This is a genomic window from Rhodococcus sp. GA1, from assembly GCF_024321955.1.
Lineage (GTDB): Bacteria > Actinomycetota > Actinomycetes > Mycobacteriales > Mycobacteriaceae > Rhodococcus > Rhodococcus pyridinivorans.
On record NZ_CP097186.1, the window covers coordinates 4,968,932 to 4,992,885 of the forward strand.

Consider the following 23,954-nt stretch of genomic DNA (forward strand, 5'->3'; position numbering starts at 1 on the left):
TTCGATGCCGATCTCCGCCGGCGGGGGCGAGCGTCAACCGAGCTGTTCGAACAACGACACGATGATGCCGTCCGGTCCCCGCACGTACGCCATTCGCACGCTGTTCTCGTATTCACCGATACCCCCGACGAGCCCGTAACCCTGCTCTGCTACAGCGTCGACGGCAACTTGGAGGTCGCCGACCTCGAACGACACATTGCGGATCCCGAGCTCGTTCGGCATCGCCGTCGGCGAACCGGGGAGGTGGTCGGGCGCGATGAAGCGCGAAAGCTCGAGCCGGGTCCCTCCGTCCGGGGGTCGGAGCATCACGATCTCGCAGTGCGTGCCGGGGAGTCCGCAGACGGTCGCAGGAAAGTCGCCCTGCACAGAGCCGGTGCCTTCGACCTCGAAGCCGAGGCCGGCGAAGAACGCCGTCGCAACGTCGAGGTCGGAGACGGTGAGGCCGACATGGTCGAAACGTCGTACGTGTGCCATGGGATCCATCCTTCGATGTTGTCTCGTCCGTTTACTGCTGGGACGGAGCCGGTGCTCGGATCTCGGCATTCCGCGGACTCGGTGGGATATCGGATCGTTCCCCACCACCGCATCGATGAGCTACGACGCGCCCCTCTGATCCGAGCAGCCCTGACAAGCATCAGCAGGCACAGCGCGATGCCCCATCCGATCTCCGACAGCATCACACCCGCACCACCGCCCCGTCATATCACACACCTGCTCATCCACATTCAGAGCAGTAGAGCCCGAATTGTTTCTGTGAGAAGTTCAATTCTTCCACTGCGACAGGGCATTTCGTTGTTACGACGCGCTGGTTATCTCCGCCGGTTCGGTGCATCCAGGCTTACCGGTAGCTACGGTCAAGGCCACGAACTCGGGGTGGATGTCTTCGTCGAAGGTCAAGGCACTCCGCTCGGAGCGACAGACCGGCCGACCCCGCGGCCACCGCTTCGGACTTCGGCGCACCCACCCGCACGGGTGCCGCGCCGCAGACCGGCTCGATCGACTGCGTTCGGTTCCCGAGCAGACTGAACAGTCATGTCAAGGTCCTTACCTCTGACTGTGGAAAGCGTCCGGGTAGAGCCGCTCCGCGATGGTTTCGACCGCCTCGACGTTGCCGATGGTGCCGGGATAGAAGTCGCTCTGTGGGACGCCGATGAGCAGACCGTCCCGAACCGCTGTGACGTTCGGGAATGTGGCGCGCAAGTATTCGAGCACCTGCTGTTCCTGCTTGTCGCTGGTGGTGCCGAACACAATGGCGTCGGGGTTGCGGCTGATGATCTCTTCAGGGTTGATCTCGGCCGAGAAGAAGTCCGCGAACTCCGGGGCGTCCGGGTCGAAGACGTTCTCGCCGCCGGCGGTGCGGATGATGTCGTACTCGATGCCCGCACCGATCGCACCGAGAACGTTCCCCTCGACCCAGACCTGGGCCACGGTCACAGGCTCTTCTCCTCTGATCGACTCTTCGACGGCCTCGAGGCGGTTCTGCGCGCCCTCGGCGAGCGCATCGGCCGCGTCGGCAACTCCGAGGATCTGCCCGAGGTTGGCGATGTCGATGAACAGGTCGGTGACTTGTGCGCTGGAGCGACGGTCCGCGCATCCGCCGGTGGCAACGTAGGCCTGGGCGCCGTTTTCGGAGAGTTGTTCGATGCTGGCGTAGCCCTGCTCGGCGGTGAACTCGTACTCGGTGGGCGAGACCACCAGATCCGGTGAGACCGTCAGGAGGTCCTCACGAGCCGGAGGCGTGTCCGTGCTGAGCACAGGGACGTCGGCAGCACGACCGGCGACGTCGTCAGGGAGTTCTGAGGTGCTGACCTGGGCCTGGCCGACGAGCGTGTCCTGGGCTCCGAGGCGCAGCAGCAGATCGGTCTGGGACGGCATCATGCCGACGACCCGAGTGGGCGGTTGCTCGAAGGTGAGCTCGCGCCCGCAGTTGCTGAACGTCACCGTCTCGCGCGTGCCTTCGGAAATGCCACTGCCGGTGGATGTCACGCTCGTGCCGCAGGCAGTGAGCAGAAGTGATGCGAGGACGAGAAGACCGACACCAGCGGTCAGGCCTTTACTCGCTGGTCTCGGGTTGCTGGAAAGAGAGTTCATCGGATGGGGATTTCCTTTCTCAGGGTGATACCGGCTTCATCGGCGGTGCGTACGCGCTCGTCGAAGACGAAGTGCCGTTGTCCGGTACGCGGGTGGACGACCGAGGTGGACTCGACATGGAAGACCGAACGGATGAGGTCGACGTCGAGCACTTCGTCGGGGGCTCCGTAGGCGATGAGCCCTCCGTCTGCGAGCACACCGATCGCGTCGCAGTTGCGAGCCGCGAGGTTGAGGTCGTGGAGGGCGACAAGTACTGTGCGCTCGGTCGTGCGCACAAGGTCGAGCAGCTCGAGCTGATGGGCAATATCGAGGTGATTCGTCGGCTCGTCGAGAATGAGCACCGGCGTGTCCTGTGTGAGCGCCCGGGCAAACAGCACGCGCTGCCGCTCACCGCCGGACAGCTCCGAGAACGCTCGAGATGCGAGGTGACCGGCGCCGACCTGGGCAAGCGCGCCCAGCGCGAGCGCGATGTCCGAGTCCGAGTCACGTCCGAAGCCCGCCCCGTGCGGGATGCGTCCGAGGAGTACAAGATCGAGGACGGGGATCTCGAATTCTTCGCTGTGCTCCTGCGTCATCACCGCCACCCTCTGCGCGAGCTGGCGGCGGGTGAGGGCGGCCAGCGAGGCATTGTCGTAGCGCACCGTCCCTGCTGATGGGATGTCGATTCCGGAGAGGGCGCGCAGCAGAGTCGATTTCCCGCTGCCGTTCGGCCCGAGCAGGCCCAGAACCGTGCCGGAAGGGACCTCGAAGCTGATGTCGCGGAGGATGTCCCGGTCTCCTCGGCGCGCGCCCAGTTGGTCGACGGTGACTCTCATCGGCTCATACCCAGCCGGTCGGCGCGGTCGCGGCGCAACAACCACAGGAAGAACGGGGCGCCGACCAGTGCGGTGAGCACTCCGAGAGGGACCTCCGCAGGTGCGGCCAGCGTGCGTGCCAGCAGGTCGCAGGTCGTGAGGAACACCGCTCCCCCCAGGACTGCGACCGGCAGCATCTTGCGGTGATCGGAGCCGACGATGATGCGGGCCACGTGCGGCACGACCAGGCCCACGAACCCGATGCCGCCGGAGACTGCCACCACCGCGCCGGTCAGAAGCGCGGCGGCGATGAGGACCGTGGCGCGCAACCCGTTGACGTTGATGCCGAGTGAGGTGGCCGCGTCGTCGCCGACGAGCAACGCGTTGAGCGCACGCGCACGGGTCGCGGCGAAGATCGCAACCGCGATCAACGCGATCACCGGGAGGAGCAACTGTGGCATCGTCGCCGCCGAGACGGAGCCGAGCAGAAAGAACATGATGCTGTACACGTTCTGTGCATCGGTTGAGATCGTCAGGTAGCTGGTGACTGCGCTGAACAACGATCCGAGAGCAACCCCTGCCAAGATCAGCCGTTGTGGAGCGATTCGACCGCCCTTGCACGCCAGGAGGTACACCGCACCCGTCGCGATCCCCGCCCCGATGAACGCTGATGCCCCGATACCGAGCGAACCGATCCCGATGCCGAGCACGATGTACGACACGGCCCCGACGCCGGCACCCGCCGAGACTCCGAGGATGTACGGCTCGGCGAGCGCATTGTGCGCCACGGCCTGGATGAGCGCTCCCGCCAGCGCGAGCGACGCACCGGTCAATGCCGCGAGAACGGCACGCGGAAGCCGGAACTGCCACACTGCGTTGTCCTGCATCGTCGTCAGCGAGCCGTCCGTCATCCACGGCATACCCGGCACCAGATGTCCGACAAGGATCTTCACCGCGTCCATCGCAGGTACCGCGATCGTCCCCACGCTCACGGACAACACAAGCATCACCACTAGGAGCACCGACAACGACGGCACCAGGATCCGCACCGCCAGCGCGCCCCTTCGGCGGGGGACGTGCGCGGCAGCGGCTGTGTCATGACCGGCCGCAGCTGAGAGGGAAACGGGCGGTTGCGGCGTTGCCGCAGCCGTCGAAATATCCGGTGTCATGCGTGTCGTCCTTCGGAAGAGCGGGTGCGTCGGGTGGTGTGTGCAGCGAAGCTGAGAAGCACCGAACCCATCGAGTGCAGACTGTCGAGATGATTGGAGCCGTGACCGGCGTGCGGTGCTTCCCACACGAGTGCTTCTGCTCCCGCTTCTCGGAGAACTGAGGCCAACGCATAGCTGTCATCGGGATTCACGCGCGAGTCCTCGGCGAGCACGATCCCGAGGAATCGCGGCAGCCTGTGCTCCGGGTCGATCATCTTCGCGCGGTGCAGCGGTGATATCGCACGAAGTTCCTGCGTGCCTTCGGGACTGCTCGTATCACCGAACTCGTCGAGCCAGATTCGGCCGAGCGGGTGCTTCTCGAGGGAGAGCAGATCCAAAGGTGCTGCCGTGGTGGCGAAGCCCGTGCATATTCCGCGATGGTCGAGAGCGCAACTCGCCACCACGGTTCCGCCGTGAGAAGCACCGGCGAGCACGAGCAATTCGGGGTTCGTCAAGTCTGCGCCGGCCAGACCACGAGCAGCGTCGGCAAGGTCATCGATCCCTCGCCGCTTCCCGGCGCCGTAACCGGCCCGACGCCACTGCTCACCGTGCTCCCCACCGCCACGGATGTGTGCTGTCGCGTATCTGCCCCCGGACTCCACCCACGCGGGAATCGTCGGTTCGAAGACGGGAAGGTCAGGGACTCCGAAGCCGCCGTAACACGTCAAAATGGTCGGGGCCGGGCCGGTGAGCCCTTTCGGAGAGGTGACGACGACCGTCAAAGTCTCCCCATCATCTGCCGCGAACTCGTGCCGCACAGTCTCGAAGTCTCCGGCGACCGTCGCCGCGCCACCGCCGCGGGTGCGCTCGTCGACGGTTACCACGTGCGGAGGCACTGCCGGTGCTTCGATTACGACATACGTTCTGCCGCCGTCGGCGCCCAGATCCGTGATCGATGCGACCGACCCGCCGCTATTCACGGGCCATTCGTCGATCACGGTTCCGTGTGCGAGTCGCAGTAGCACGCTGGCGCCGGCGCGAACCGCGCTCGCGTGAACCGTGTCCCCGGTGACGGTGACGGCGGTCAGCCGCACCGCAGGGTCCATCCATCGCCATCGTTCCACCCCCGAATGCGCGTCGAGCACGTGCAATGCATTGCCCCCATACACGAGGACGTCGCCGTCGTTGATTCCGAATACACCCGTGATCGATGGGAAGGAACCGAGACGCGCACTGTTGTCGAGGCGGATCAATCGGGTCGGGCTCGCTGGTCGACTCTCGGCGAGAAGCATATGGATGCCGGCAGAGAAGAGTCTGCATCGTGCATCACCGGCGACCGGTTCGACGGTGACTTCGTCGTGGACGACATCGACCTGCACGAGCCGTTGAGGGGAACGAGCAACCACTGCCAGCGACCGGGCGTCCGGAGTCCATTGCATCGGTTCGTAGCGGCAATGGATGTCGTTGTAGTGGCGGAGATTTCCGGAGGTGGTATCGAGCACGGCGAGAACCCCGTCTTCGTCTGCCCGCTCCGCGAGCTGAAGGGCGATGCGGCGGCCGTCAGGCGCCGGCGACATCGCCAGGATGTGCGCGTCCGGTTCGAAGATCGGTTGCTCCGATCCGGCGACGTAGATTCCGCGTGTGCGTCTGCCGGGCAAGCGGCTGAGTACGAACCCCGTGTCGGGTGTGCCGGGGCGGCCGTACTGTTCCCAACGTGCGAGCGCGGCATCGAGAGCATCGTTGATCGGGAAAGAGGATGAGGTCACGACTCAGCGGCCCATTCCGTCGTGAGGGCCTCCCGGCCAGAACAGCAGGCCCCCCTCGTCCACGGCGGTGGGAACAGTGACGGTCTCGAACGATCGGTCGGCGATCAGGTGGAGTTCGCCGTCCCCGCCGCGTGTGACGGCAACAGTGTCACCGGCGGGGGCAAGGGCGACGGCCCTGCGTTGCGCCGGTGCGTCACCGACCGGATCCCAGGGCAGGCGTCCCGGTGTCGGAGGGGCACTCATGTCGGGCAGTGACAGCTGCCGGTGAATGCGTAGCTGCGGTCTCTGCCGTTCGAAGATCGTAAGTTGGTCGCCGTCCGGATGGATCGTTGCGACTGCAGCGCGGGTGCGTGCCAGCGCGAAGCGAAAGGCAAGTCCCGGGGGCAGTGATGCGTGAGCGGTTCGGCCGGTGGTGAGATCGATCTCGACGAGGTGGTTCGTCCATTCCGCCCATGCAGTCGGGTTCGCCGGGCCCCCGCGCACAACACCTAGGGCTTTTCCTGCGTCGGAGTCCATGCGCAGGTAGAACGCACGACCGGGTACCGGCCACGGTACGATCCCCAGTGGCACAGGAACGCCCGCTTCCACCGCGAAGCGCTCGAGACCTCGGCTCGTCGCGGTGGCGAAGATTCCGGTCCGCGCATCTGCGACATCGCCATGCCCGTCGTCCGCGACCTCGGTCATCGCTCCGCGCAGGACGGGAACGTGGGGACCGACCCTGAGCGCTGCCGCGAGCGCGAGCGCCTCAATCGCCCCTGGCGAGCGATGCCGGAGGACGATGAACGGTTCACCGGTCGCTCGATCGCGGACGAGGCCCGCGCCGGGTTCGCCGATGCGTGAGCGGAACCGCCTGGATGTATTCGTATCGAGGTCGACGACTGTCACGACGTCACTCCACGGCTCGGAATTGGCACCGAAGCCTGTAGTTGCCACTACGTATCGTCCGCTCGGGTCACTTGCGATGTGTTCCACAGGCGTTGCGACCGGAACCGTCGCTGCGACGCCCTGTCGCACCACAATGAGTTCGCCGCGCAGATCATCGGCGAAGGCGTGCCCTCCCGATGTTCCCCCCAGGGAAAGAACCCCTGCGTGCTCCGCTGCGTGCCCGCGCCCGGGCCCGTGGAGCGTCGCTGTCGTATCGCTGATGCCGTACACGCGATCGGCGCGGTAATCGACGAGCACGAGCTGCGAAGGTCTCATGCGTCCACATACTATTGATTCTGACAATCGTTTTCAATTATGCTCCGGTCGTTCGCCTCGCGGACACGGCCACCCCATCCGGTGCGGCCGACAGAACACACGAAGGAGAAGTCCCATGGACAAGCAGATCCTCGCCGAGATCGAAGAGACCGAGCAGCTGGCCCACCTGTCGGCCACGCACTCGAACGCACTCGTCGAGAACCCGTTCGACTGACCTTCGCAGCACACACTGCACACGCCCGGTCGAGCAGCCACCGGGGCTGCTCGACCGGGCTCGTTCGAAAGGCTGCCGATGTCCTCCAATTCTTCCGTTGTTGCGCTCCCTGGCGCTCCAGGCCATCTGATCGCCTCCAGGGACAACACAGTCACGCTCCGCACCACCGCGGGCACGCTCCTGCAGGTCCAGAACCCGCCGACCGATCTTCTTCCCGCACTGCACGATCCGGCGTCAGCGACCAAGACTGCCTGCACCTACGTGCAGCGCCTGAACGAGGAAGTCGCCGAACGCGACACCGCCGACATGCAGGCACGCTGGCCCGAAGCGCGACGTGCAGTCATCCTTACCGGAACGGGACCGATCGCCGACGACACCGCCGACGCGCTCCGCACGTGGGGAGCCACACCGTCGCGTTTCGCCACCACCCAAGAACTCTCGAGAGATCCGATTCTCCGCGACGAAACCTGCGCCGACGATCCGAGCCTGGTGATCTCATACGCGGACTCGCCGAACGAGCGCCAACATTGGGGACTGCTGGACGCACAACGTCGCCCGTCCGTCGCCTGGCTCCGCACATACCGAGAAGGCGACGTGTGTTTCGTGGACCCATTGACACTCGCTGCGGGCGACGCAACGGCCGACCACGTGCTACGGCGACGTATCGCCGCCAGCCTCACACCCACTGCGATGACCGAGTGGATCCACAACGCACCCGGTGCCACCACGGTGCCCGACACCTACGCCCGCGCCATGACAGTGAGCAAAGTCCTCACCGTCGCGCTTGCATGGGCGCAACAAGCGGCGACGCTGACACACCACCGCCACACGCTCTGGAAACTCGTCCCCGCCACAGGCAGGACGACCGAACATCCGATCCTCGGATACGAACCGCCATACCTCCCCGACCAACCGCAGGCCACGGCATGACCCCGCCACCACTCCCCCGGTTACACACCATGACGACCTCGGACGACATCCGCCTCGGCGGCCTGTTGTGGGAGATCGACGACGCCGCCGGGATCGTCCTGCTCCGCACCCCGTACGACGCCCGGCGTCACACCGAGACCGGCCGATCCTGGGCAGGCCGCGGATACCACTGCCTGATCAAGGACGTACGCGGACGGTATCTTTCGTCCGGCGAATGGGATCCGTATCAGCATGAGACCATCGACGGCGCCGAGGTCATCGCGCAGCTCCGCGCGCACTTCCCGGGTCTACCGCTCATCGCATTCGGGGCCTCGTACGCTGCACATGCAGCACTCGAAGGCGCGTACGGCGCGATGCGGCACGAGCAATCAGCCCCCGACGGGATCATCGTGCTGGTGCCGGCACTGGGATTGGCAGAGACGGCACGGAATCCCGACGGTGCCCCTCAGATCGAACATCGCATCGCGTGGTGGCACGAGCACGGCATCGGCCCCCGATCGCGGAAGCCGCTGCCCCCTGACGAGCTCGCCACCCGCGTTCGCCGAACCGAACAAATCGGCGTGATCTCAGCCGCCCGCGAATGGTCCTGGCCGGCAGCCGTGTTCGAGCGCTGGGAACGTCTCTGGACTGCGACGCACCTCAGCGTGCGCACCCGCTACGCAGAACTGACCTCACCATTGCTCGTCGTCACCGGAGCACACGACTTCTTCGACGCCGATGCCCGCCGCCTGGCCGCTTCCTGGCCGAGCGACAGTCATCTCGTGACCGGCCCGTGGGGGCATCGTCTCGCCGCAGACCTCACTGACCCCCACACGCGCGAACAACTCGACAACAGCGGAGGCATCGGGGGCATCATCGACGGCTGGCTCCGCACCCACACACCCTTCGCTGCACGGCTCGGCCGGCTCGAGCCCGCTCGTTACGTTTCTGCTTTCGATCCGGACAGCGGCAGCTGGCAGCAGAGCAGAACGGCAGCATGAGCAGAAAGGACCGCCCATGAACCCCCGAGACAGCGGCAAGAATTCACACAGCAGCGACCTCACCGTCCACGAGCTCCCTACACTGCCGGTCGAGTCACTGGTCGACGCAGAGTGCGGTGTCATCCGATCCGTACGCGCCGTTCCACACCCCGACGGCGCCCCCACCGCCTACCTGGGACTGACCGCGTCGGTAGCGGATGCTCGCCAGCTCGGGGAATGGCCCGCCGATCGCGTCTCGCTCGGCACGTCATTCGACGACCCGGACATTGCGCGGATCGCCGCGATCGCCGAGGGCGTCGAACGGTACTGCGGCAACTGGCTTCCCGCCGAGCTCCCTACCGAACAGTTCAGAATCGCTACATACGCAGACCTGCTGTCCGACGACAACGCCCCACTTCCACTCGACGACCTCCCCACATTTGCGTCGTGGCAGTACCAGCGATCGCGATTTCCCTACGCACCGTTGACGGAAACCACTCCCACGCTGTGGACCCGGTGTCAACGCACGGACGGTGAACACGCCTGGATCCCGGCGTCATTGATCTACCTGAACTGGCGGCAGTCGAGATTCCGACACCTGCCGCGAACGCATCACCTGAACTATGCAGGGATCGCTACCGGTCAAGGCGCCGACGATGCCCGGGACCGAGGTGTTCTCGAAGTCATCGAACGCGACGCACTGGAAGTCTGGTGGCACCTCGACGGGCCGACATACGGCATCGACCCGGACAGTGTTCCTGGCCTGCGTGACGATCTCACCGGGGGCAACTTCGAGGTGTCACTCGTCGCCATGCCTTCCGAGTTCGCTCCCGCTGTCGCCGCTCTCCTCCGCGACACGAAACGAGGGATCTACGCCGCCGGGTTCTCCGCTGCACTCGATCCGGACCGGGCCGCACGCAAGGCCGTCCTCGAAGCCGTGCATACCTGGGTCTACACCCAAGGTTGCACCACAGCCGACGGCTGGGTGTTCCGTGCAGTCGAACAGGGGCTCATGGCTCGCGGCCTCTACCTGGACTTCCGCAGCGACGCGCGCTACCTCGACGATGTCGGGGAACAGTTCGAGCATGTCGTCGACCTCGGCGCTCACGTACAGGTCTGGCTCGATCCGAGGGCCCGCCGCCACGCTCGACGCTTCACAGCCCCCGCACTCGGGATTCGGGCCATCGACGAAATGCCGACGGCCACGATGGCGGATATCTACGAACGGCTCGCCTCGCACGGGCATCAGATCTTCACGCGAGACGTGACCACCGCTGACATCCGGCGTACACCTCTACGCGTCGTGCGTACCTTCATCACCGGTCTCGTCCCGAACGCCCCGGCCGCATTCGCCTACTTCGGCATTCCCAGATTCCGAGCAGCCGCGCAGAATCGCGGCTGGCGCTCGACCTGGGAAGACAACGTCAACGACTTCTCACTCCTACCCCCTCCGCACATGTAGGCCCGCGATGACCACCTCGAATCGACCAGCGCACCCATCCGCACCGAACGAACCCGGTAGCAGCATCGGCCTCCCGACGACGCTGGCGATGTCATTGACGGCACACACCCCCGGAGCCCCCCTCCCCCCAGGACCGCGGATGAACCCGTGGCGCCGATTCGGTACTCCATGTGTTCCCACAGAAGGACGAATCGAAGAGCTGCTCTGCGCCTTGTGGTACCCGGGCGACTGGCACCTCCGCGACGACGGCAGCGTCACAAGTATCGCGCGCCGGCCCATCCCGTCAGCCGGCGCGACATACGCGGTGCATACTCACGTGATTGTCGGCGGGGATGGAACCGACGGCCTCGATCCAGGCCACTATGCGTACGACCACGACAAAGGACAGCTTCTTCGCAGAGACAACGCCAGGGAAACCGCGGCGGGCTGGGAACTACCGCGCAGCCCTTCCCCAGGCTCGCGGTTGGTGTTCAGTGTGCAGCCAGGCCGTAGCTTCGGCCGATACCGGCACCGCGCGTGGCCGCTGTGGATCGCCGATGCCGCATATGCGCTGGAGGCGGTGCGCTTTCTTCTCGACACGGACTTCCCCACCGTCTTCGGCCCAGGGCCGGAGATCCGTGCACAACTCGGCGTGCCACCTGCTACCGAGACGTCCGCCTGGCTCTCTCGGGGCCTCGTACCCGAGATTCCGCTCGTCTCCATCGAACTGCCCAGCAACTGGGACATCGCCTCACAGCGGAGACATGCGCTTGCGCGGCGACGCTCACCGAAACTTGCCGACTTCGTACGAAATCCGGTCCGCGACACCAACGCCGCACACCTCGCCGAACTCGCAGGCCAGGCCTGGATTGCCCATGCCGACCGCATCGAGACATGGAAGATCATCCCGAGTGCCTCAGCCGAGACCATCTACGACGCCCTCTGGCATGCCCATCGCGCCGCCGCCCGGCTGTGCTACGACGCCGCGCTGTCCCAGAAAGTGAGATGCCGGCCTGTCTCCGGAATCCCTGCTGCGGCAGAGAGCTGGACGATGCACGCAGTGGCAATGCTCGACGGCGTCGAGAATAAGGAGGAAAAGGCCGAATGATGATCGTCCGCGAGCTGTGGCGTGAAGCGAGGCACTTCCCCGGATTGCTCGCCGGGAGCGTGCTGCTTGCTCTGCTGGTGTTCGCCAGTTATGTCGGCCAAGCGGTCGCGATCGCGTGGGCACTGACCGCGACGCTCCAGGGCACCGGCCCTACGGTGATCATCGCGCTGGCATCTGTCACAGGGCTCGCAGTTGCGCGAGTGCTGCTGATGGTGGCGCAAGATTCGGTCTCGGCGCGTCTCGGAGGCCTGGTTCGTCGAGAATTGCGGCATCGAGCAATCCGGTCGGCGTTGACCGCAGAACGGTTGCACGATGCGGGAACCCGCGACGGCTCCATTCGCGTCGCGCTCAGCGACGGCATCGATGGGACGGACACGTACGTCTCGAAGTACATCCCTGCCGTTGCTCTGATCCTCATAGCATGCCCGTGCATCGTCGTTGCTCTCGCGGTACTGAACCCCTGGGCGGGTTTATGGGTCGCGGTCGCCGTGGTCATGGCTCTGGCAGGACCGCTTGCGTGGAAGACGATGATGTCGCGCCGGGGCCTCGAGCATTGGGACTCCTATGAAGCACTGAGCGCGGACCTGCTCGAGTCGCTTCGAGGCATGGCGACATTGCGTGCACTCGGCGACGTGCCCAGCACCCGGCAGCGGATGCACGAGCGATCGGAGGCGCTGCGCACGGCAACCGAACGGGTGATGCGAGTGTCCCTGGCAGAGACCGGCGTAACGGATTTCGCGATCCAGGCAGGTACCGTCGCCGCGGTCATGACGGCGATCGTCCACGCCGCGACCGGGCAACCCCCGGCGTTCGAGGTCTACCTGATTCTTCTGCTGTCCTCGGAAGCGTTCCGCCCGATCCGTGACCTGTCCCGCTACTGGCACGCCGGGTTCCTGGGGCTGACCGCGGTGCCCGGCCTGCACCGCTTGGGCGCGTTCGATTCGCCCGACAACGGTTCGGGTACGTGTGTCGTCGAACACGGAAGGTCCGGCAGGAACATACAGTGCCTGCAAGCTCGAGGACTGCGATACCGCTACCCAGGCTCCGACACCACGGTGTTGGAGAGTTTGGATATGACGGCACATCGGGGCGCACTCACGGCGATCATCGGTCCGTCCGGGGCCGGCAAATCGACGTTGTTCGACGTGCTCCTCGGCTTCCTGACACCCGAGTCGGGCAAAGTCGAACTCGACGGCAAGTCCCTGCGCGCCGGAGACATCGCCGTCGTGTCGCAACGCCCCGTCCTGTTCACCGGAACGATCCGCGACAATCTCACCGTCACAGGCGAAACGACCGACGCCGACCTTGTGGACGCGTGCCGGGCAGCGGGCATCCTCGACGAGATTCTGGCCTTACCGTACGGTTTCGACAGCCGCGTCGCCGAAGCCGGCCTGAGCCTGTCCGGCGGTCAGCGGCAGCGTCTCGCGCTCGCACGCGCCCTGCTGACACGGCGTCCGGTGCTCCTCGTCGACGAGCCCACCAGTGCGCTCGATCCCGCACGCGCCGCTGAGGTAATGGAAACGCTCCGACATGCTGCGGCAGATCGGATCGTCGTGATGATCACGCACCGGCCCGAAAGCCTGTCCGGTGTCAACGAGCAGTTCCGGCTCGAGCACGGCCGGCTGGAAAGGAAACTCGTTTGAGCATCCGCAGCTCCCTCCATGCGTTCCGCGCGCTACTTCCCGCACTGCGCCCCGAATACCGCGGCATGCTCGCCAGCTATCTCACCGGCACAGCCAGCGCCCTCGTCCTTGCTGCGCTGGGCGTTCTCACCGCCTGGGGTATCGGACATACGGTCGTCGAACGCACCGTCCCCGGCGCGACGTGGTGGGTTGCTGTAACCGTTCTGGTGCTGGTCCGCGCTGTTCTGACCTGGCAGGAGATGAACGTCTCGCATGCCGTTGCCTACCGGGTGCTGGCTCGGCTGCGCATGGCGCTGTTCGACTCGTACGCACGCAGCGTGCCCGGACGCCGTCGTGAACACTCGGGCCGCGCGGCCGCGGTCGCGATGGACGACATCGAAAAGCTCGAGTTCTTCTACGCACACACACTCGCCCAAATCGCCACATCACTCACGGTGTTCATCTCTTCATTCGCCACGGCGTTCATCTTCCTGCCGTCCGCCGCGTGGATCATGCTGGCCGGAGCTGTACTCATCGCGGCCACCGCACTGGTCGCGCGACACCGGATCCAGCAGCTGGGTGATGCGGAGCAGCGACTGCGCGCGGACCTTTCGACGCAGATCGTCGATGCACTCGGATCGCTCCGAGAAGTCCTCTCCTACGAACTGGAAAGCAAGGTTGTCGCTGACACCCTTAACACGACGGAGCGGGCTACCGACGTCACCCGGCACCAGGGAAAGCTGACACAATTCGTTACCGGACTCCGCGAAGCGCTCGTCACCACGACCATCATCGGTGTCGTCCTTGTCGGTGCTTATGCGACCGGAGCGCTGGGCGGCGCCGCGACCGGAAACTTGCAGCTTGCGCTGCTCCCCTCGATGGTCGCTCTCACCCTCGCCGGTGTCTCGGCGGTCTCTGACGCTGCGACCACGCTCACGCAGCTCCATCCCCTCACGGCCAGCGCCGGACGCGTCCACGACGTCCTCCGGCGCGAGCCGGTTGTTTCCGAGCCGCCCTGCCCGCGAGCGATCCCCGACGGGCCGCTCGGACTGCGAATCCAGAACCTGTCGTTTACCTACGATGACCGTGCCATGGCGGTATGTGGCTGGTCTGTCGAAGTGCAACCGGGAGAACACGTCGGTCTCACCGGGGCTTCGGGAGCGGGCAAAAGCACGATCATCGCGCTGGCCGCACGGCTCTGGGAACCCCTGTCAGGAACGATCGAGCTGTTCGACGATCACGGCGAGCGCGTGCCGCTCCAGGACGTTGACGATTTTGCGCTCCGGCAGAGCGTCGCGCTGGTGGATCAGGAGACCACACTGTTCCATGGCACCGTGCGAGACAACCTGCTCCGCGGGGCAGGCCCGGTTTCGGATGACGAACTTCTCCGGATACTCGAACGCGTCGAAGCGGACGGGTGGGCCGGTCTCGACAGCGAGATCGGGCAGGGAGGGATCACTCTCTCCGGTGGGCAGCAGGCGCGCCTTGTCCTTGCCCGAGCGCTTGTTCGTCGTCCGCGGATCCTTCTCGTCGACGAAGTCACTGCCAGCCTCGATCCCAAGACCGAACACGCGATCTCCGGTGTTCTTGCCAACTACCCGGGCACCGTTGTAATTGCCTCGCACCGGGACGAAACCCTTCAGCGCATGCACCGGGTAGTCCCGATCCGATCTGCAAGTGAAGCCATCGCGTCACCGGCACGATAGGTAACGATCAGCTCGTGTTTCGGCCGCGCGGCGATGCGCGCCGCGCAGTCGACTCTATGGTCGACCCGGTTCAGCCCCTGATCGCCGGACGGCGGGGTCCCAGATTCCCGTCTCATCACCGCACAGTGCATCGTCATCGAAGTTCCCATTGCGGTTGCCGCAGGATCTGGTCCGGGCGGGGTCAATTCGCCACCAAGCGCAGATACAGCAATCTGTCATCAGCGACGATGACGCCGAGCTCGGGAGAACCCACCCGGATCAGCCGTCCGTAACGGACGACCCCGAGCACGATGACGGGCAGCTCCCGCGGCGAAAGGCCGAGCTCGTGCGGCTCCACACCGCGTTCAGAGACGGCGAACCCATCCTCGGGAGTCAACAGGTCCTCGATCATCTCCATCACCGTGGGAGTGGCAGGGGCCAGGCCCAGCAACCGGCCCGCCCGTCTCAGCGGACACCACGACCGTATCGGCACCAGACTGGCGCAGCACATGGCCCCGGCCAAGTGCAACACATCCGACTTGGTGGCCGAGCCCTGTACGGTCACCAGACCCTGCCGCGATGAGGAAGAACGCTCGCAGCGGCGTGATGACCAGGATGTTTACCAGCCGCGCCTGCGGGGTGAGCGGAGTGATGTCGCCGTAGCCGGTGGTCGACAGCGACACGGTGGCGTAGTAGACGCAATCCAACAGCGGCAACGGGGTTGTCCTGTACGTCGCGGTAGCCGTCCCGACCCAGATACACCACGATCACCGCCGCGGTCAGCGCGGCCAGGGCGTAACCGATGCGGCGCACGATCGCCCGGCCCGGGCTGGTCTGTTCCTCCGGGACCCGCAGCACCCCAACCAGAGCGAAGTCGGGACGGTCGGTGAGGGTATCCGAGCGTCGCAGCGGCACCCGCAATCTACTGGGCATCGACGGTCGGATCTGTCGATCGGACGGTGAAAAGCGCTACCCACGGCATGGTCATCAGCGTCTACGTAACCCTGATACTGAACCATCCCGGGTCTCATGCACACATTGTCATTTGTGTGCGACCGGTTGATCGGCACGGTGTTCAGCGTAGTACTTGGCTCCATACTCGGCCGGTGGGATCCGCCCAAGGCGGTGCATGAGCCGGCCGGTGTTGTACCAGTGCACCCACGCCGAGGTGGCTTCCTCGACGTCACTGACAGTGCGCAGCGGGCCCTTGCGGAACGGGGAATCGTCGGCGATGCACTCGGCCTTGTAGAGCCCGATCGTCGTCTCTGCGAGGGCATTATCGTAGGCATCGGCCACCGACCCTATCGACGGCCGAATCCCTTGCAGGAACAAGGTTTCCTCGAACCGAAGAGCCGTATACTGGGCGAGTTCAACCGGTCGATGCAACACCGGGCTACTGCAGGGAGCGTAGCTGCTCGGCGAAGACCTCGGCCGGGGTTCGCCAGCCGAGCACCTTGCGTGGCCTGTTGTTGATCGCCGGTCTGCAGGCAGTCAACTACGACGACAAGCTCGACGCTCGGTGGATGTCGCTGGTCACCGATCTCGACGGTCAACTGGCAGCGCAGATGAGCAGGGACTCCGACGCCGGGGCGAGGTCAAGTCCCGTGAGGTGGTGTACGACGTCGTCGCGTGATTCCTCGTCGGTGGATCAGGCGGTCAAGGCCGGTGTCACCTCCTCGGTGCCCTCGGTGACACTGTCGGCGGGCTTGCCGGTGCGGGAGCGGGCGAGTACGTCGAGGCCGAGGTAGCGGCGGCCTTCGATCCACTCGTCGTGCTGCTCGGCCAGCACCGCCCCGACGAGTCGGATCAGAGCGGTGCGGTCCGGGAAGATCCCCACCACGTCGGTCCGGCGGCGGATCTCCTTATTGAGGCGCTCCTGCGGATTGTTGCTCCAGATCTGTTTCCAGATCTGCTTCGGGAACGCGGTGAACGCCAACAGATCCGACCGGGCGGCGTCGAGGTGATCGGCCACCTTCGGCAGCTTCTCGGTGAGTGCATCGATGATTCGATCGTATTGTGCGTGAACGGAATCCGCGTCGGGCTGGTCGTACACGGAGTGCAGCAGTGTCTTCACCCAGGGCCACGACGACTTCGGTGTGACGGCCATGAGGTTCGTCGAGTAGTGGGTGCGGCACCGCTGCCAGGAGGCGCCGGGCAGGGTTGCGCCGATCGCCGCGACGAGGCCGGCGTGGGCATCGGAGGTCACCAACCGCACCCCGGACAGGCCGCGGGCGACCAACCCGCGGAAGAAGGTCAGCCAGCCGGCGCCGTCCTCGGCGGAGGTGACGTCCAGCCCCAGGATCTCGCGGTAGCCGTCGGCGTTGACCCCGACCGCGACCAGGGCGTGCACGTTCACCACCCGTCCGTTCTCGCGGACCTTGAGGACCAGGGCGTCGGCGGCGACGAACGTGTACGGGCCCGCATCGAGGGGTCGGTTCCGGAAGGCCTCGACCTGGGTGTCGAGGTCTTTCGCCATCACCGAGACCTGCGACTTCGACAGCGAGGTGATCCCGAGGGTATCGACGAGTTTCTCCATCCGCCGGGTCGAGACCCCGAGCAGGTAGCAGGTCGCAACAACCGAGGTCAGGGCTCGTTCGGCCCGCTTGCGCCGTTGCAGCAGCCAGTCCGGGAAGTACGAGCCGGACCGCAGCTTGGGGATGGCCACGTCGAGGGTGCCGACGCGGGTGTCGAAGTCGCGGTGCCGGTAGCCGTTGCGAACGTTGACGCGTTCGTCGGAGCGTTGGCCGTAGTCGGCGCCGCACAGGGCGTCGGCCTCGGCGCCCATCAGGGCGTGGATGAACATCGTCAGCAGCTCGCGCAGCAGGTCGGGGCTGGCGCCGGTGAGTCGGTCTTCGACAAGCTGGCGGAGGTCGATATCGTGGGCAGTGGTCATCGCGTGCTCTTTCGTCGAGTCGAGTTGGTAGCTCTCTCGAAGAATCACGCGGTGACCGTCTTTCGTCCGGTTACGACACGCCGGTCATCGGATCCGATCCGGCTCGTACACCATCCTGATGGACGCAACCCGGGGCGATCACTTCGCTCTCGGACGACCATGAGGGTCTTGTCACGACGCTGACCGACATGATCGTCATGGCGTTCTCGAGGACCGATCGAACCCGCCGTCGCATCGAGTCGACTGATACGGCGGCGTGCTATCGCCTTCGTGGCGTGATGCGACCGGTCCACGCCCCTCTCTACTACCGGGAGGCAGTTCGCTTTTCCGCTACCTCTTCACCTTCGTTTCGTCGCGCGCTCAGAACAGCCCGACTGCTCGGATGATCAGACCGACGGCCACCACCAGGACCACGATCACCACGATCGCGATGGCGATGAGGGCCCCGGCACTGCGGCGCTGCGGCGGTTCGTGTTGCGGACCGCCCACAGCAGTCTCGGCGGGCGGAGTATCTCCGGGCGACACCCCGCCTCCGGGTTCGAGACCAGGAGTGTTCGCGGGATCAGGGTTCTGCGGGTCGAACTCGGACGCGTCGGGATTCTCGTCAGCCATACTCTCCTGTACCCGATTATCGGCGAGCAACGCGTCGACTTTTCTTCTTCGCAGCGCCGCACCTGCGAGTGCGCGGGGTACAACGTCTGGGACAACGGTTCGATGATCCCGGAATCGACGTGGCCGCCGATACGCCGGGATAAGCTGACAACGGCCGAACAATACACCGCTGCACGCTCCGGGAGCCGGTAACACCGCTGCTCCCAAGCCTTTTGACCTCGGGAGGAATCATGACCGACCCACAGCAGGATCCGAACAAGGAAGAAGGCCAGGAGGGCCCGGCGGACGGCGGTGCAGCCGGCGTCCCGGGCGTTCACGATGGCGGAGCTGACGGGGGTGCCGACGGGGGCGCCGACAGCGGAGCCGACGGCGGGGCTGACGGAGGTGCCGATGGCGGAGCCGACGGAGGCAGCTAGGTGTGAGGACTCCTCATATCGCATCCAGGACTCCGGCGTCGAAACGGACGCCGGAGTCCTGGAAACACGCTTGATCGACATCGGTCGGGAGAAGTTCGCGTCCGAAATCTGGGGACGTGCACCACTGCTGACGCGTCGCGCCGGCACATTCACCGACCTGTTCTCCGTCGAGGCAGTCGATGAACTCATCTCGCGACGAGGACTTCGCACGCCCTTTCTTCGCGTCGCCAAGGACGGGACGACACTGCCGGACTCGTCGTTCACCTCCCCCGGCGGTGTCGGAGCGAGCATCTCCGACCAACTCGACGACACGATGCTCTGGCGTAACCTCGCCGACGGTGCCACCCTCGTCCTGCAGGCACTGCACCGCACATGGGAACCGATCTCGCAGTTCGGCACCGCTCTGAGCGACGAACTCGGACATCCCGTCCAGGTCAACGCGTACATCACTCCACCTCGGAACCAGGGGTTCAGCCACCACTACGACGTCCACGACGTCTTCGTCGTGCAGATCGAGGGAACGAAGAGGTGGGTGATCCACGAGCCCGTCCACCCGGCGCCGCTACGCAATCAACCCTGGACCGATCATCGCCCCGCTGTCGCCCGAGCCGCGACAGAGCCGGCGTGCATCGACACGGTGCTCGAACCCGGCGACTGTCTCTATCTACCGCGCGGCTGGATCCATGCCGCCGAGGCCCGAGGGGAGATCTCCATCCACCTCACCGTCGGCATCCATACGTGGACGCGTCACGCACTTGCCGAGCATCTGACCCGAGCAGCGCTCACTGCGCTCGGCGACGATCCTGAGATGCGCGGTGCACTACCCGTGGGCATCGACGATCCGGATGACGAGATCACTGCTGTACGTGAGCATCTCATCGCCGCACTGGCCGAGGCGGACGCCACCTCCCTGTTCCACCGTGCCCGGCGGGAGCAGGCGCGTCCGGCACCGCTGGGGCCGCTCGCCCAATTCGCCGCCGTCCACGATCTCGGCCCCGACACCACGGTGAAACTCCGCAGCGCGCTGTATGCGCGTCTGGAAGGTTCACACCTGGTCACGCGCGTCGGCCGCGTCACCGTGGCGGACGATGAAATGCCGTCTGTCACGCGCCTGCTCGACGGCGGATCCCACCCGACGAAAACCCTCGGGACCGACCTGGTCGAACGGCTGTTGCGCGCAGGGATCCTCGTCCCCGCGGAACAGTGACGGTGCACTGTGGCCTCAGCCGAACGCTTCTTCTGCGCAGACAGTGCCCGACAGCGGGGTGATCCGATGGCCGGCACGGCCCCACGCGGATTCGTTTGGATCCTCGTCGAATATCGGGGCAGATGGCCGGTGAACGGGTTCGAGGGGCTCGATCTCGACGCCGCGACCAAGACGGCCGTGTTCTCCGCCGCGCAGGCGGCCCGCGCACGCATACTGCTGGTCAAGCGCCCGGGCCGTCGTCGCCGCGGAGGACACGACCAATGGGCGGTGCTCCGCCGCGAGACCTCGGGCGCGGTGCGTCAGCAATGGGGAACGTGGGATCGCGAGGAGGATCTGACACAGATCGTCACCGCCCTCGAGACACCCGGCGACCTCGGTGGCCCCTCCGTCCTCTTGGTCTGCGCTCACGGTCACCACGATCCGTGCTGCGCCGTGCGTGGACGGCCGGTCGCGCGCGCTCTGGCCGAGCGCTGGCCCGATCAGGTCTGGGAATGCTCGCACGTAGGCGGAGACCGGTTCGCCGCCAACGTCGTCGTCGTACCCGACGGTGTCTACTACGGCGGTCTCGACGCCGAATCGTCCGTCCTCACGATCGAGGAACACTTCTTCGACCGGATCCACCACCACCATCTACGCGGCTACACCGATATGTCTCCGCCTCAGCAGGCCGCGCTCGCCGCCACGCTCCGACGCTTCGGTCCGGCCGGGCGCAGCGGTTACGTGATCGCCGAGAGTGTGCGCGAGGGTGATCGCTGGCGGGTCCGGCTCGCCGGTCGTGCACCGCACCCGGAGCGTGTCGACGTCGAACTGCAGGCCCACCGCACTCCCCCGTGCCGATTGACCTGCCGTGGAGCGCCGACGGGTTCCGTCATGCTCTACGAACCCACCTCGGTCCGCGCGGTGTGAGCGGACGGCCGCGCAATCGGCCGCAGGTCGTCACCCCAGCTCTTCCTCCGCCTTCGCGAGGGCCGCGAACTCCTCGTCCGGGGAGTTCGCGACGAGGTGGTGGCGGCTGTAGAGACCGAAGTAAGCCATGCATGCAGCGAACGCGGCGAACGTCCACAGAGCCGCAACAGGATCGACGAGGAAGGTGGCCACCACAGCGGCCGCAGCGATCACCAGCGCGAACGATGTCGTGACGATTCCACCGGGTGTGCGGTACGGACGCCGCATCCCGGGCTCGCGGACGCGCAGCACGATGTGGCTGACCATCATGAGTACATAACTCACGGCGGCACCGAAGACCGCCATGTTGAGGAGCATCGCGCCCTCACCGGTCAGCGACAGGACGAAACCGATCACGCCGGGAACGATCAACGCGAGCATGGGTGCCTTGCGGGAATTCGTCACCGACAGGCTCGTCGGCAGGTAGCCGGCCCGGGACAGCGCGAAAGTCTGCCGCGAGTACGCGTACATGATGGAGAAGAAGCTGGCGATCAACCCGGCGAGCCCGATGTAGTTGACGACCTTCGCCGCTGTCCCGTCACCCAGCGCCTCGACGAGCGGGTTGCCCGAGGTCGACAACCCCTCGGCGCCCAACGCACCGGTCGCCAGGAACAGCACGGTCGCTCCGGTCAGCAAGAGCACCAGCATGCTGGAGATGATGCCGCGCGGCACGTTCTTCTCCGGCTCACGAGCTTCCTCCGCAGCGAGAGGAACGCCCTCGATCGCCAGGAAGAACCAGATCGCGAACGGGACCGCGGCCCAGATACCGAAGTAACCGAACGGCAGGAAGCCCGAGGCGCCGACGGCATCGGTCGGCGCGATGTCCGTGAGATTGTCGGACTCGAACAGTCCCACCGCAGAGACTGCGAAGATCACGAGTCCGGCAAGTGCGATGGCGGTGATGACGAACATCGCCTTGAGCGCTTCGCCCGCACCGGTGAGGTGGATGCCGATGAAAATGGCGTAGACAGCGAGGTAGATCCACCATCCGTCGGTGATCCCGAAGATGTTCAACGATTCGACATAGCTGCCGATGAACGTCGCGATGGCCGCCGGTGCGATCGCATACTCGATGAGAATGGCCGTACCGGTGGCGAATCCGCCCCAGGGGCCGAGCGCGCGGCGGGCGAAGGTGTATCCGCCCCCTGCGGCCGGAAGGGCCGACGACAATTCCGCCATCCCGAGCACCATCGCGAAATACATGCCCGCGATGACCACGCCGGCGATGAGCAGACCTCCGAATCCGCCTTCGGCGAGTCCGTTGTTCCATCCGGCGTAGTCACCGGAGATGACATAACTGACACCGAGTCCCGCAAGGAGCACCCACCCTGCGGTTCCTTTACGAAGTGAACGTTTTTCGAGGTATTCGCTCTTCTCGGCGTGGAAGTCGGCGCCGTCGTGGTGCTTGCGGGTCCTCGAACTCTTCGATGGTTCTACGACTGCCATTCCGTCTCCCTGAGGCGATCGGTTCGTACGGCGGCGTCACGCCGAGGTGGAACGTCGCGCGAGCAGCTGCCGGTGTTCATGAGCTACCCCCCGGGGTCGTGGAGAATCGCGCAACGAGATGGAGTGCAGCCGTGTAACTCGGATGATCCAGCATCCTCCCGGGCGAACAGGGTGTCTGTTCGTTTCTCGAGTATCGGAGAAGACTGTTGCAACTCTGTTGCGCGCCTGTAATGGAACGCACGGTTACGCAGCCTGCGGGCGGTCTTCTACCAACCGACGACACGTGGAGGATTCGAAGTGACAGCGCCGCTGTGGGCGGTAGCGATCGTGGCCGTGGCTGCGTTCGGATGGGGCGCATCGGTGGTGTAGCGGGCTCATCGAAGTGTCGTGCGCCGATCCGAGGGTCCGCTCTCGGCCACGGGGCGTACTCGCATGGTGTCGGTCAGCCAGGTACAGGTCACCTTCGATTTCGTCGGACCCGAGCGAAGGCTGCGAAGAATCGGGTGCATCTCGATGTGCGCGTCGGCACAGGCTTGGAGAGCGACGAGCGACTGTCTGCTCTGCAAGCGGAGTCCGACCGACTGGTGACGCTCGGCGCTGCGCAAGTGAAGGTTCTGCACGCCGACGGTGTGGACGAGTCCTGCATCGTCGTGCAGGACATCGAAGGCAACGGGTTCTGTCTGGACTGAGCCCGTATACCTCGAAGTTCCGTGATCCGACAAACGATCACAGAGAAGCGGTGTGGTCCTCGACGATTCGCTCGGCAACTCGGGCGAGGGCGACGTTGAGATCCTGTGACAGCGTCCGCAGCATCACGAACGCGCGGGCGGTGTCGACGTCGCAGCGCTGGATCAGAACACCTTTGGCCTGGCAGATGGTGTCTCGGGTGGCCAACGCCGAGCGCAGATGCAGCTCCGCGCGTGCAGCCGTGAGCTCGGACGCCGCCTGCGCCGCCAATGCGATGCCCAGCGCCACCGCTGCACCGTCGAAAGTCTGCGGCTTCGATGCGAACAGGTTCAGCGAACCGGCGATATCGGTTCGGGTGTGAGTTGGAAGGACAACACACTGCCGACCCCGACCAGCAGGGCTTCCTCGGTGAACTGCGGCCACCGTCTCTCGGACCGCAGGTCGCTGCTGTAGACCACGCTCGTGACCCCGGCAGCGTCGATGCAGGGACCACCGGCGTCGCGTTGGATCCGACCGAGTTCCCGGGACGATGACGACGCCACTCCGTGCGCCTCGAATGTGTCCTTGCCGATGAGCACGATGTCGGCGCACTCGACCCCGGCGATCGTCACCGCGGCGGCCGTGGTCACCGCACGCAGTGCTTCACCGAAATCGTGCCGTCCGCTCGGCGGTCTTCATAGATCTCCAAGGGCCTTGATCAAGATTTCGATCGATTCGGCCATGAAATGCAGCCTCTTCCGCCTGTTTCACGATGCCGCGTGTCAAGGCGAGAAAGTGTCGGGCAAGATGC

General features: G+C 65.5%; 21 protein-coding genes and 3 pseudogenes. 11 read left to right on the forward strand and 13 right to left on the reverse strand.

Annotated features, from left to right (window positions below):
• Window positions 1-33 precede the first annotated feature (33 nt).
• From M3330_RS23165 to M3330_RS23190, 6 genes are all read right to left on the reverse strand, one after another.
• Window positions 34-474, reverse strand: a complete 441-nt coding sequence (locus M3330_RS23165; RefSeq protein ID WP_019289494.1) for a VOC family protein — start codon at window positions 472-474, stop codon at window positions 34-36.
• Window positions 475-1,044: 570 nt separating this feature from the next.
• Window positions 1,045-2,091 carry an ABC transporter substrate-binding protein gene (locus tag M3330_RS23170; protein WP_071935002.1) on the reverse strand — a complete coding sequence of 349 codons (1,047 nt, stop codon included), beginning with the start codon at window positions 2,089-2,091 and terminating at the stop codon, window positions 1,045-1,047.
• Window positions 2,088-2,906 carry an ABC transporter ATP-binding protein gene (locus M3330_RS23175; RefSeq protein ID WP_052040130.1) on the reverse strand — a complete coding sequence of 273 codons (819 nt, stop codon included), beginning with the start codon at window positions 2,904-2,906 and terminating at the stop codon, window positions 2,088-2,090. Before M3330_RS23175 ends, M3330_RS23170 begins: the two co-directional genes overlap by 4 nt.
• Entirely contained in the window at window positions 2,903-4,054 is a 1,152-nt protein-coding gene (locus M3330_RS23180) for an iron ABC transporter permease (RefSeq protein ID WP_231780617.1), read from the reverse strand. Before M3330_RS23180 ends, M3330_RS23175 begins: the two co-directional genes overlap by 4 nt.
• The gene (locus M3330_RS23185; protein WP_019289487.1) at window positions 4,051-5,799 is read right to left on the reverse strand and encodes a prolyl oligopeptidase family serine peptidase; all 1,749 of its coding nucleotides are present in this window, start codon (window positions 5,797-5,799) and stop codon (window positions 4,051-4,053) included. The genes M3330_RS23180 and M3330_RS23185 overlap by 4 nt, the downstream gene beginning before the upstream one ends.
• A gap of 3 nt (window positions 5,800-5,802) precedes the next feature.
• On the reverse strand, window positions 5,803-6,042 hold the full coding sequence (locus M3330_RS23190) for a hypothetical protein (RefSeq protein WP_255026516.1): 240 nt from the start codon (window positions 6,040-6,042) through the stop codon (window positions 5,803-5,805).
• 462 nt (window positions 6,043-6,504) lie between these two features.
• On the opposite strand from M3330_RS23190, the gene M3330_RS23195 reads away from it, so the two are divergent.
• The 8 genes from M3330_RS23195 (at window position 6,505) to M3330_RS23230 (ending at window position 14,979) form a co-directional block, all read left to right on the forward strand.
• Entirely contained in the window at window positions 6,505-6,639 is a 135-nt protein-coding gene (locus tag M3330_RS23195; protein WP_255026517.1) for a hypothetical protein, read from the forward strand.
• Between the two features lie 475 nt (window positions 6,640-7,114).
• Window positions 7,115-7,213 carry a streptamidine family RiPP gene (gene amiA / locus M3330_RS23200; RefSeq protein ID WP_016691944.1) on the forward strand — a complete coding sequence of 33 codons (99 nt, stop codon included), beginning with the start codon at window positions 7,115-7,117 and terminating at the stop codon, window positions 7,211-7,213.
• A gap of 78 nt (window positions 7,214-7,291) precedes the next feature.
• Window positions 7,292-8,143 (forward strand): hypothetical protein, encoded by an 852-nt coding sequence (locus M3330_RS23205; protein WP_200358019.1) that lies wholly within the window; start codon window positions 7,292-7,294, stop codon window positions 8,141-8,143.
• Window positions 8,144-8,172: 29 nt separating this feature from the next.
• Complete coding sequence (locus M3330_RS23210) at window positions 8,173-9,123, forward strand: CocE/NonD family hydrolase (RefSeq protein ID WP_255026518.1); 951 nt, start codon at window positions 8,173-8,175, stop codon at window positions 9,121-9,123.
• 16 nt (window positions 9,124-9,139) lie between these two features.
• Window positions 9,140-10,564, forward strand: a complete 1,425-nt coding sequence (locus tag M3330_RS23215; protein ID WP_039587341.1) for a YcaO-like family protein — start codon at window positions 9,140-9,142, stop codon at window positions 10,562-10,564.
• 139 nt (window positions 10,565-10,703) lie between these two features.
• A complete protein-coding gene (locus M3330_RS23220; RefSeq protein WP_152640992.1) occupies window positions 10,704-11,651 on the forward strand; it encodes a hypothetical protein in 948 nt (315 codons plus the stop codon).
• Complete coding sequence (locus tag M3330_RS23225) at window positions 11,648-13,294, forward strand: ABC transporter ATP-binding protein/permease (RefSeq protein WP_255026520.1); 1,647 nt, start codon at window positions 11,648-11,650, stop codon at window positions 13,292-13,294. The genes M3330_RS23220 and M3330_RS23225 overlap by 4 nt, the downstream gene beginning before the upstream one ends.
• On the forward strand, window positions 13,291-14,979 hold the full coding sequence (locus M3330_RS23230) for an ABC transporter ATP-binding protein (RefSeq protein WP_255026522.1): 1,689 nt from the start codon (window positions 13,291-13,293) through the stop codon (window positions 14,977-14,979). The genes M3330_RS23225 and M3330_RS23230 overlap by 4 nt, the downstream gene beginning before the upstream one ends.
• Before the next feature lie 181 nt (window positions 14,980-15,160).
• Here M3330_RS23230 and M3330_RS23235 read toward each other — a convergent pair.
• The 4 genes and pseudogenes from M3330_RS23235 to M3330_RS23250 form a co-directional block, all read right to left on the reverse strand.
• A pseudogene (locus tag M3330_RS23235) lies at window positions 15,161-15,891 on the reverse strand (potassium channel family protein).
• 108 nt (window positions 15,892-15,999) lie between these two features.
• Window positions 16,000-16,323 (reverse strand): annotated as a pseudogene (locus M3330_RS23240) (integrase core domain-containing protein); the annotation flags it as partial.
• Window positions 16,324-16,606: 283 nt separating this feature from the next.
• The gene (locus M3330_RS23245) at window positions 16,607-17,851 is read right to left on the reverse strand and encodes an IS256-like element IS1164 family transposase (RefSeq protein WP_255026428.1); all 1,245 of its coding nucleotides are present in this window, start codon (window positions 17,849-17,851) and stop codon (window positions 16,607-16,609) included.
• Window positions 17,852-18,211: 360 nt separating this feature from the next.
• Window positions 18,212-18,463, reverse strand: a complete 252-nt coding sequence (locus tag M3330_RS23250) for a DUF6480 family protein (protein WP_019289476.1) — start codon at window positions 18,461-18,463, stop codon at window positions 18,212-18,214.
• Between the two features lie 318 nt (window positions 18,464-18,781).
• Between M3330_RS23250 and M3330_RS23255 the strand changes: the two genes are divergently transcribed.
• Window positions 18,782-20,086 (forward strand): cupin domain-containing protein, encoded by a 1,305-nt coding sequence (locus M3330_RS23255; protein ID WP_255026525.1) that lies wholly within the window; start codon window positions 18,782-18,784, stop codon window positions 20,084-20,086.
• 129 nt (window positions 20,087-20,215) lie between these two features.
• Window positions 20,216-20,992 (forward strand): sucrase ferredoxin, encoded by a 777-nt coding sequence (locus M3330_RS23260; RefSeq protein WP_232238086.1) that lies wholly within the window; start codon window positions 20,216-20,218, stop codon window positions 20,990-20,992.
• Window positions 20,993-21,022: 30 nt separating this feature from the next.
• On the opposite strand, the gene eat is transcribed toward M3330_RS23260, so the two are convergent.
• A complete protein-coding gene (gene eat / locus M3330_RS23265; protein WP_006552114.1) occupies window positions 21,023-22,477 on the reverse strand; it encodes an ethanolamine permease in 1,455 nt (484 codons plus the stop codon).
• Between the two features lie 494 nt (window positions 22,478-22,971).
• On the opposite strand from eat, the pseudogene M3330_RS23270 reads away from it, so the two are divergent.
• Window positions 22,972-23,166 (forward strand): annotated as a pseudogene (locus M3330_RS23270) (VOC family protein); the annotation flags it as partial.
• A 37-nt stretch (window positions 23,167-23,203) separates the two neighbouring features.
• On the opposite strand, the gene M3330_RS23275 reads toward M3330_RS23270, so the two are convergent.
• Together M3330_RS23275 and M3330_RS23280 are read right to left on the reverse strand one after the other, a co-directional pair.
• Complete coding sequence (locus M3330_RS23275; RefSeq protein ID WP_232238085.1) at window positions 23,204-23,452, reverse strand: ANTAR domain-containing protein; 249 nt, start codon at window positions 23,450-23,452, stop codon at window positions 23,204-23,206.
• A gap of 41 nt (window positions 23,453-23,493) precedes the next feature.
• Entirely contained in the window at window positions 23,494-23,793 is a 300-nt protein-coding gene (locus M3330_RS23280; protein ID WP_228045063.1) for a hypothetical protein, read from the reverse strand.
• Window positions 23,794-23,954 lie beyond the last annotated feature (161 nt).

What these genes read in the sequence shown, in the direction of transcription:
- M3330_RS23255 (WP_255026525.1), top strand. Translation starts at nt 18,782, where the DNA reads ATGGCGGAGCTGACGGGGGTGCCGACGGGGGCGCCGACAGCGGAGCCG.
- M3330_RS23250 (WP_019289476.1), bottom strand. Translation starts at nt 18,463, where the DNA reads ATGGCTGACGAGAATCCCGACGCGTCCGAGTTCGACCCGCAGAACCCT.
- M3330_RS23205 (WP_200358019.1), top strand. Translation starts at nt 7,292, where the DNA reads ATGTCCTCCAATTCTTCCGTTGTTGCGCTCCCTGGCGCTCCAGGCCAT.
- M3330_RS23175 (WP_052040130.1), bottom strand. Translation starts at nt 2,906, where the DNA reads ATGAGAGTCACCGTCGACCAACTGGGCGCGCGCCGAGGAGACCGGGAC.
- amiA (WP_016691944.1), top strand. Translation starts at nt 7,115, where the DNA reads ATGGACAAGCAGATCCTCGCCGAGATCGAAGAGACCGAGCAGCTGGCC.
- M3330_RS23225 (WP_255026520.1), top strand. Translation starts at nt 11,648, where the DNA reads ATGATGATCGTCCGCGAGCTGTGGCGTGAAGCGAGGCACTTCCCCGGA.
- M3330_RS23170 (WP_071935002.1), bottom strand. Translation starts at nt 2,091, where the DNA reads ATGAACTCTCTTTCCAGCAACCCGAGACCAGCGAGTAAAGGCCTGACC.
- M3330_RS23210 (WP_255026518.1), top strand. Translation starts at nt 8,173, where the DNA reads ATGACGACCTCGGACGACATCCGCCTCGGCGGCCTGTTGTGGGAGATC.
- M3330_RS23180 (WP_231780617.1), bottom strand. Translation starts at nt 4,054, where the DNA reads ATGACACCGGATATTTCGACGGCTGCGGCAACGCCGCAACCGCCCGTT.
- M3330_RS23220 (WP_152640992.1), top strand. Translation starts at nt 10,704, where the DNA reads ATGAACCCGTGGCGCCGATTCGGTACTCCATGTGTTCCCACAGAAGGA.
- eat (WP_006552114.1), bottom strand. Translation starts at nt 22,477, where the DNA reads ATGGCAGTCGTAGAACCATCGAAGAGTTCGAGGACCCGCAAGCACCAC.
- M3330_RS23190 (WP_255026516.1), bottom strand. Translation starts at nt 6,042, where the DNA reads ATGAGTGCCCCTCCGACACCGGGACGCCTGCCCTGGGATCCGGTCGGT.
- M3330_RS23245 (WP_255026428.1), bottom strand. Translation starts at nt 17,851, where the DNA reads ATGACCACTGCCCACGATATCGACCTCCGCCAGCTTGTCGAAGACCGA.
- M3330_RS23165 (WP_019289494.1), bottom strand. Translation starts at nt 474, where the DNA reads ATGGCACACGTACGACGTTTCGACCATGTCGGCCTCACCGTCTCCGAC.
- M3330_RS23215 (WP_039587341.1), top strand. Translation starts at nt 9,140, where the DNA reads ATGAACCCCCGAGACAGCGGCAAGAATTCACACAGCAGCGACCTCACC.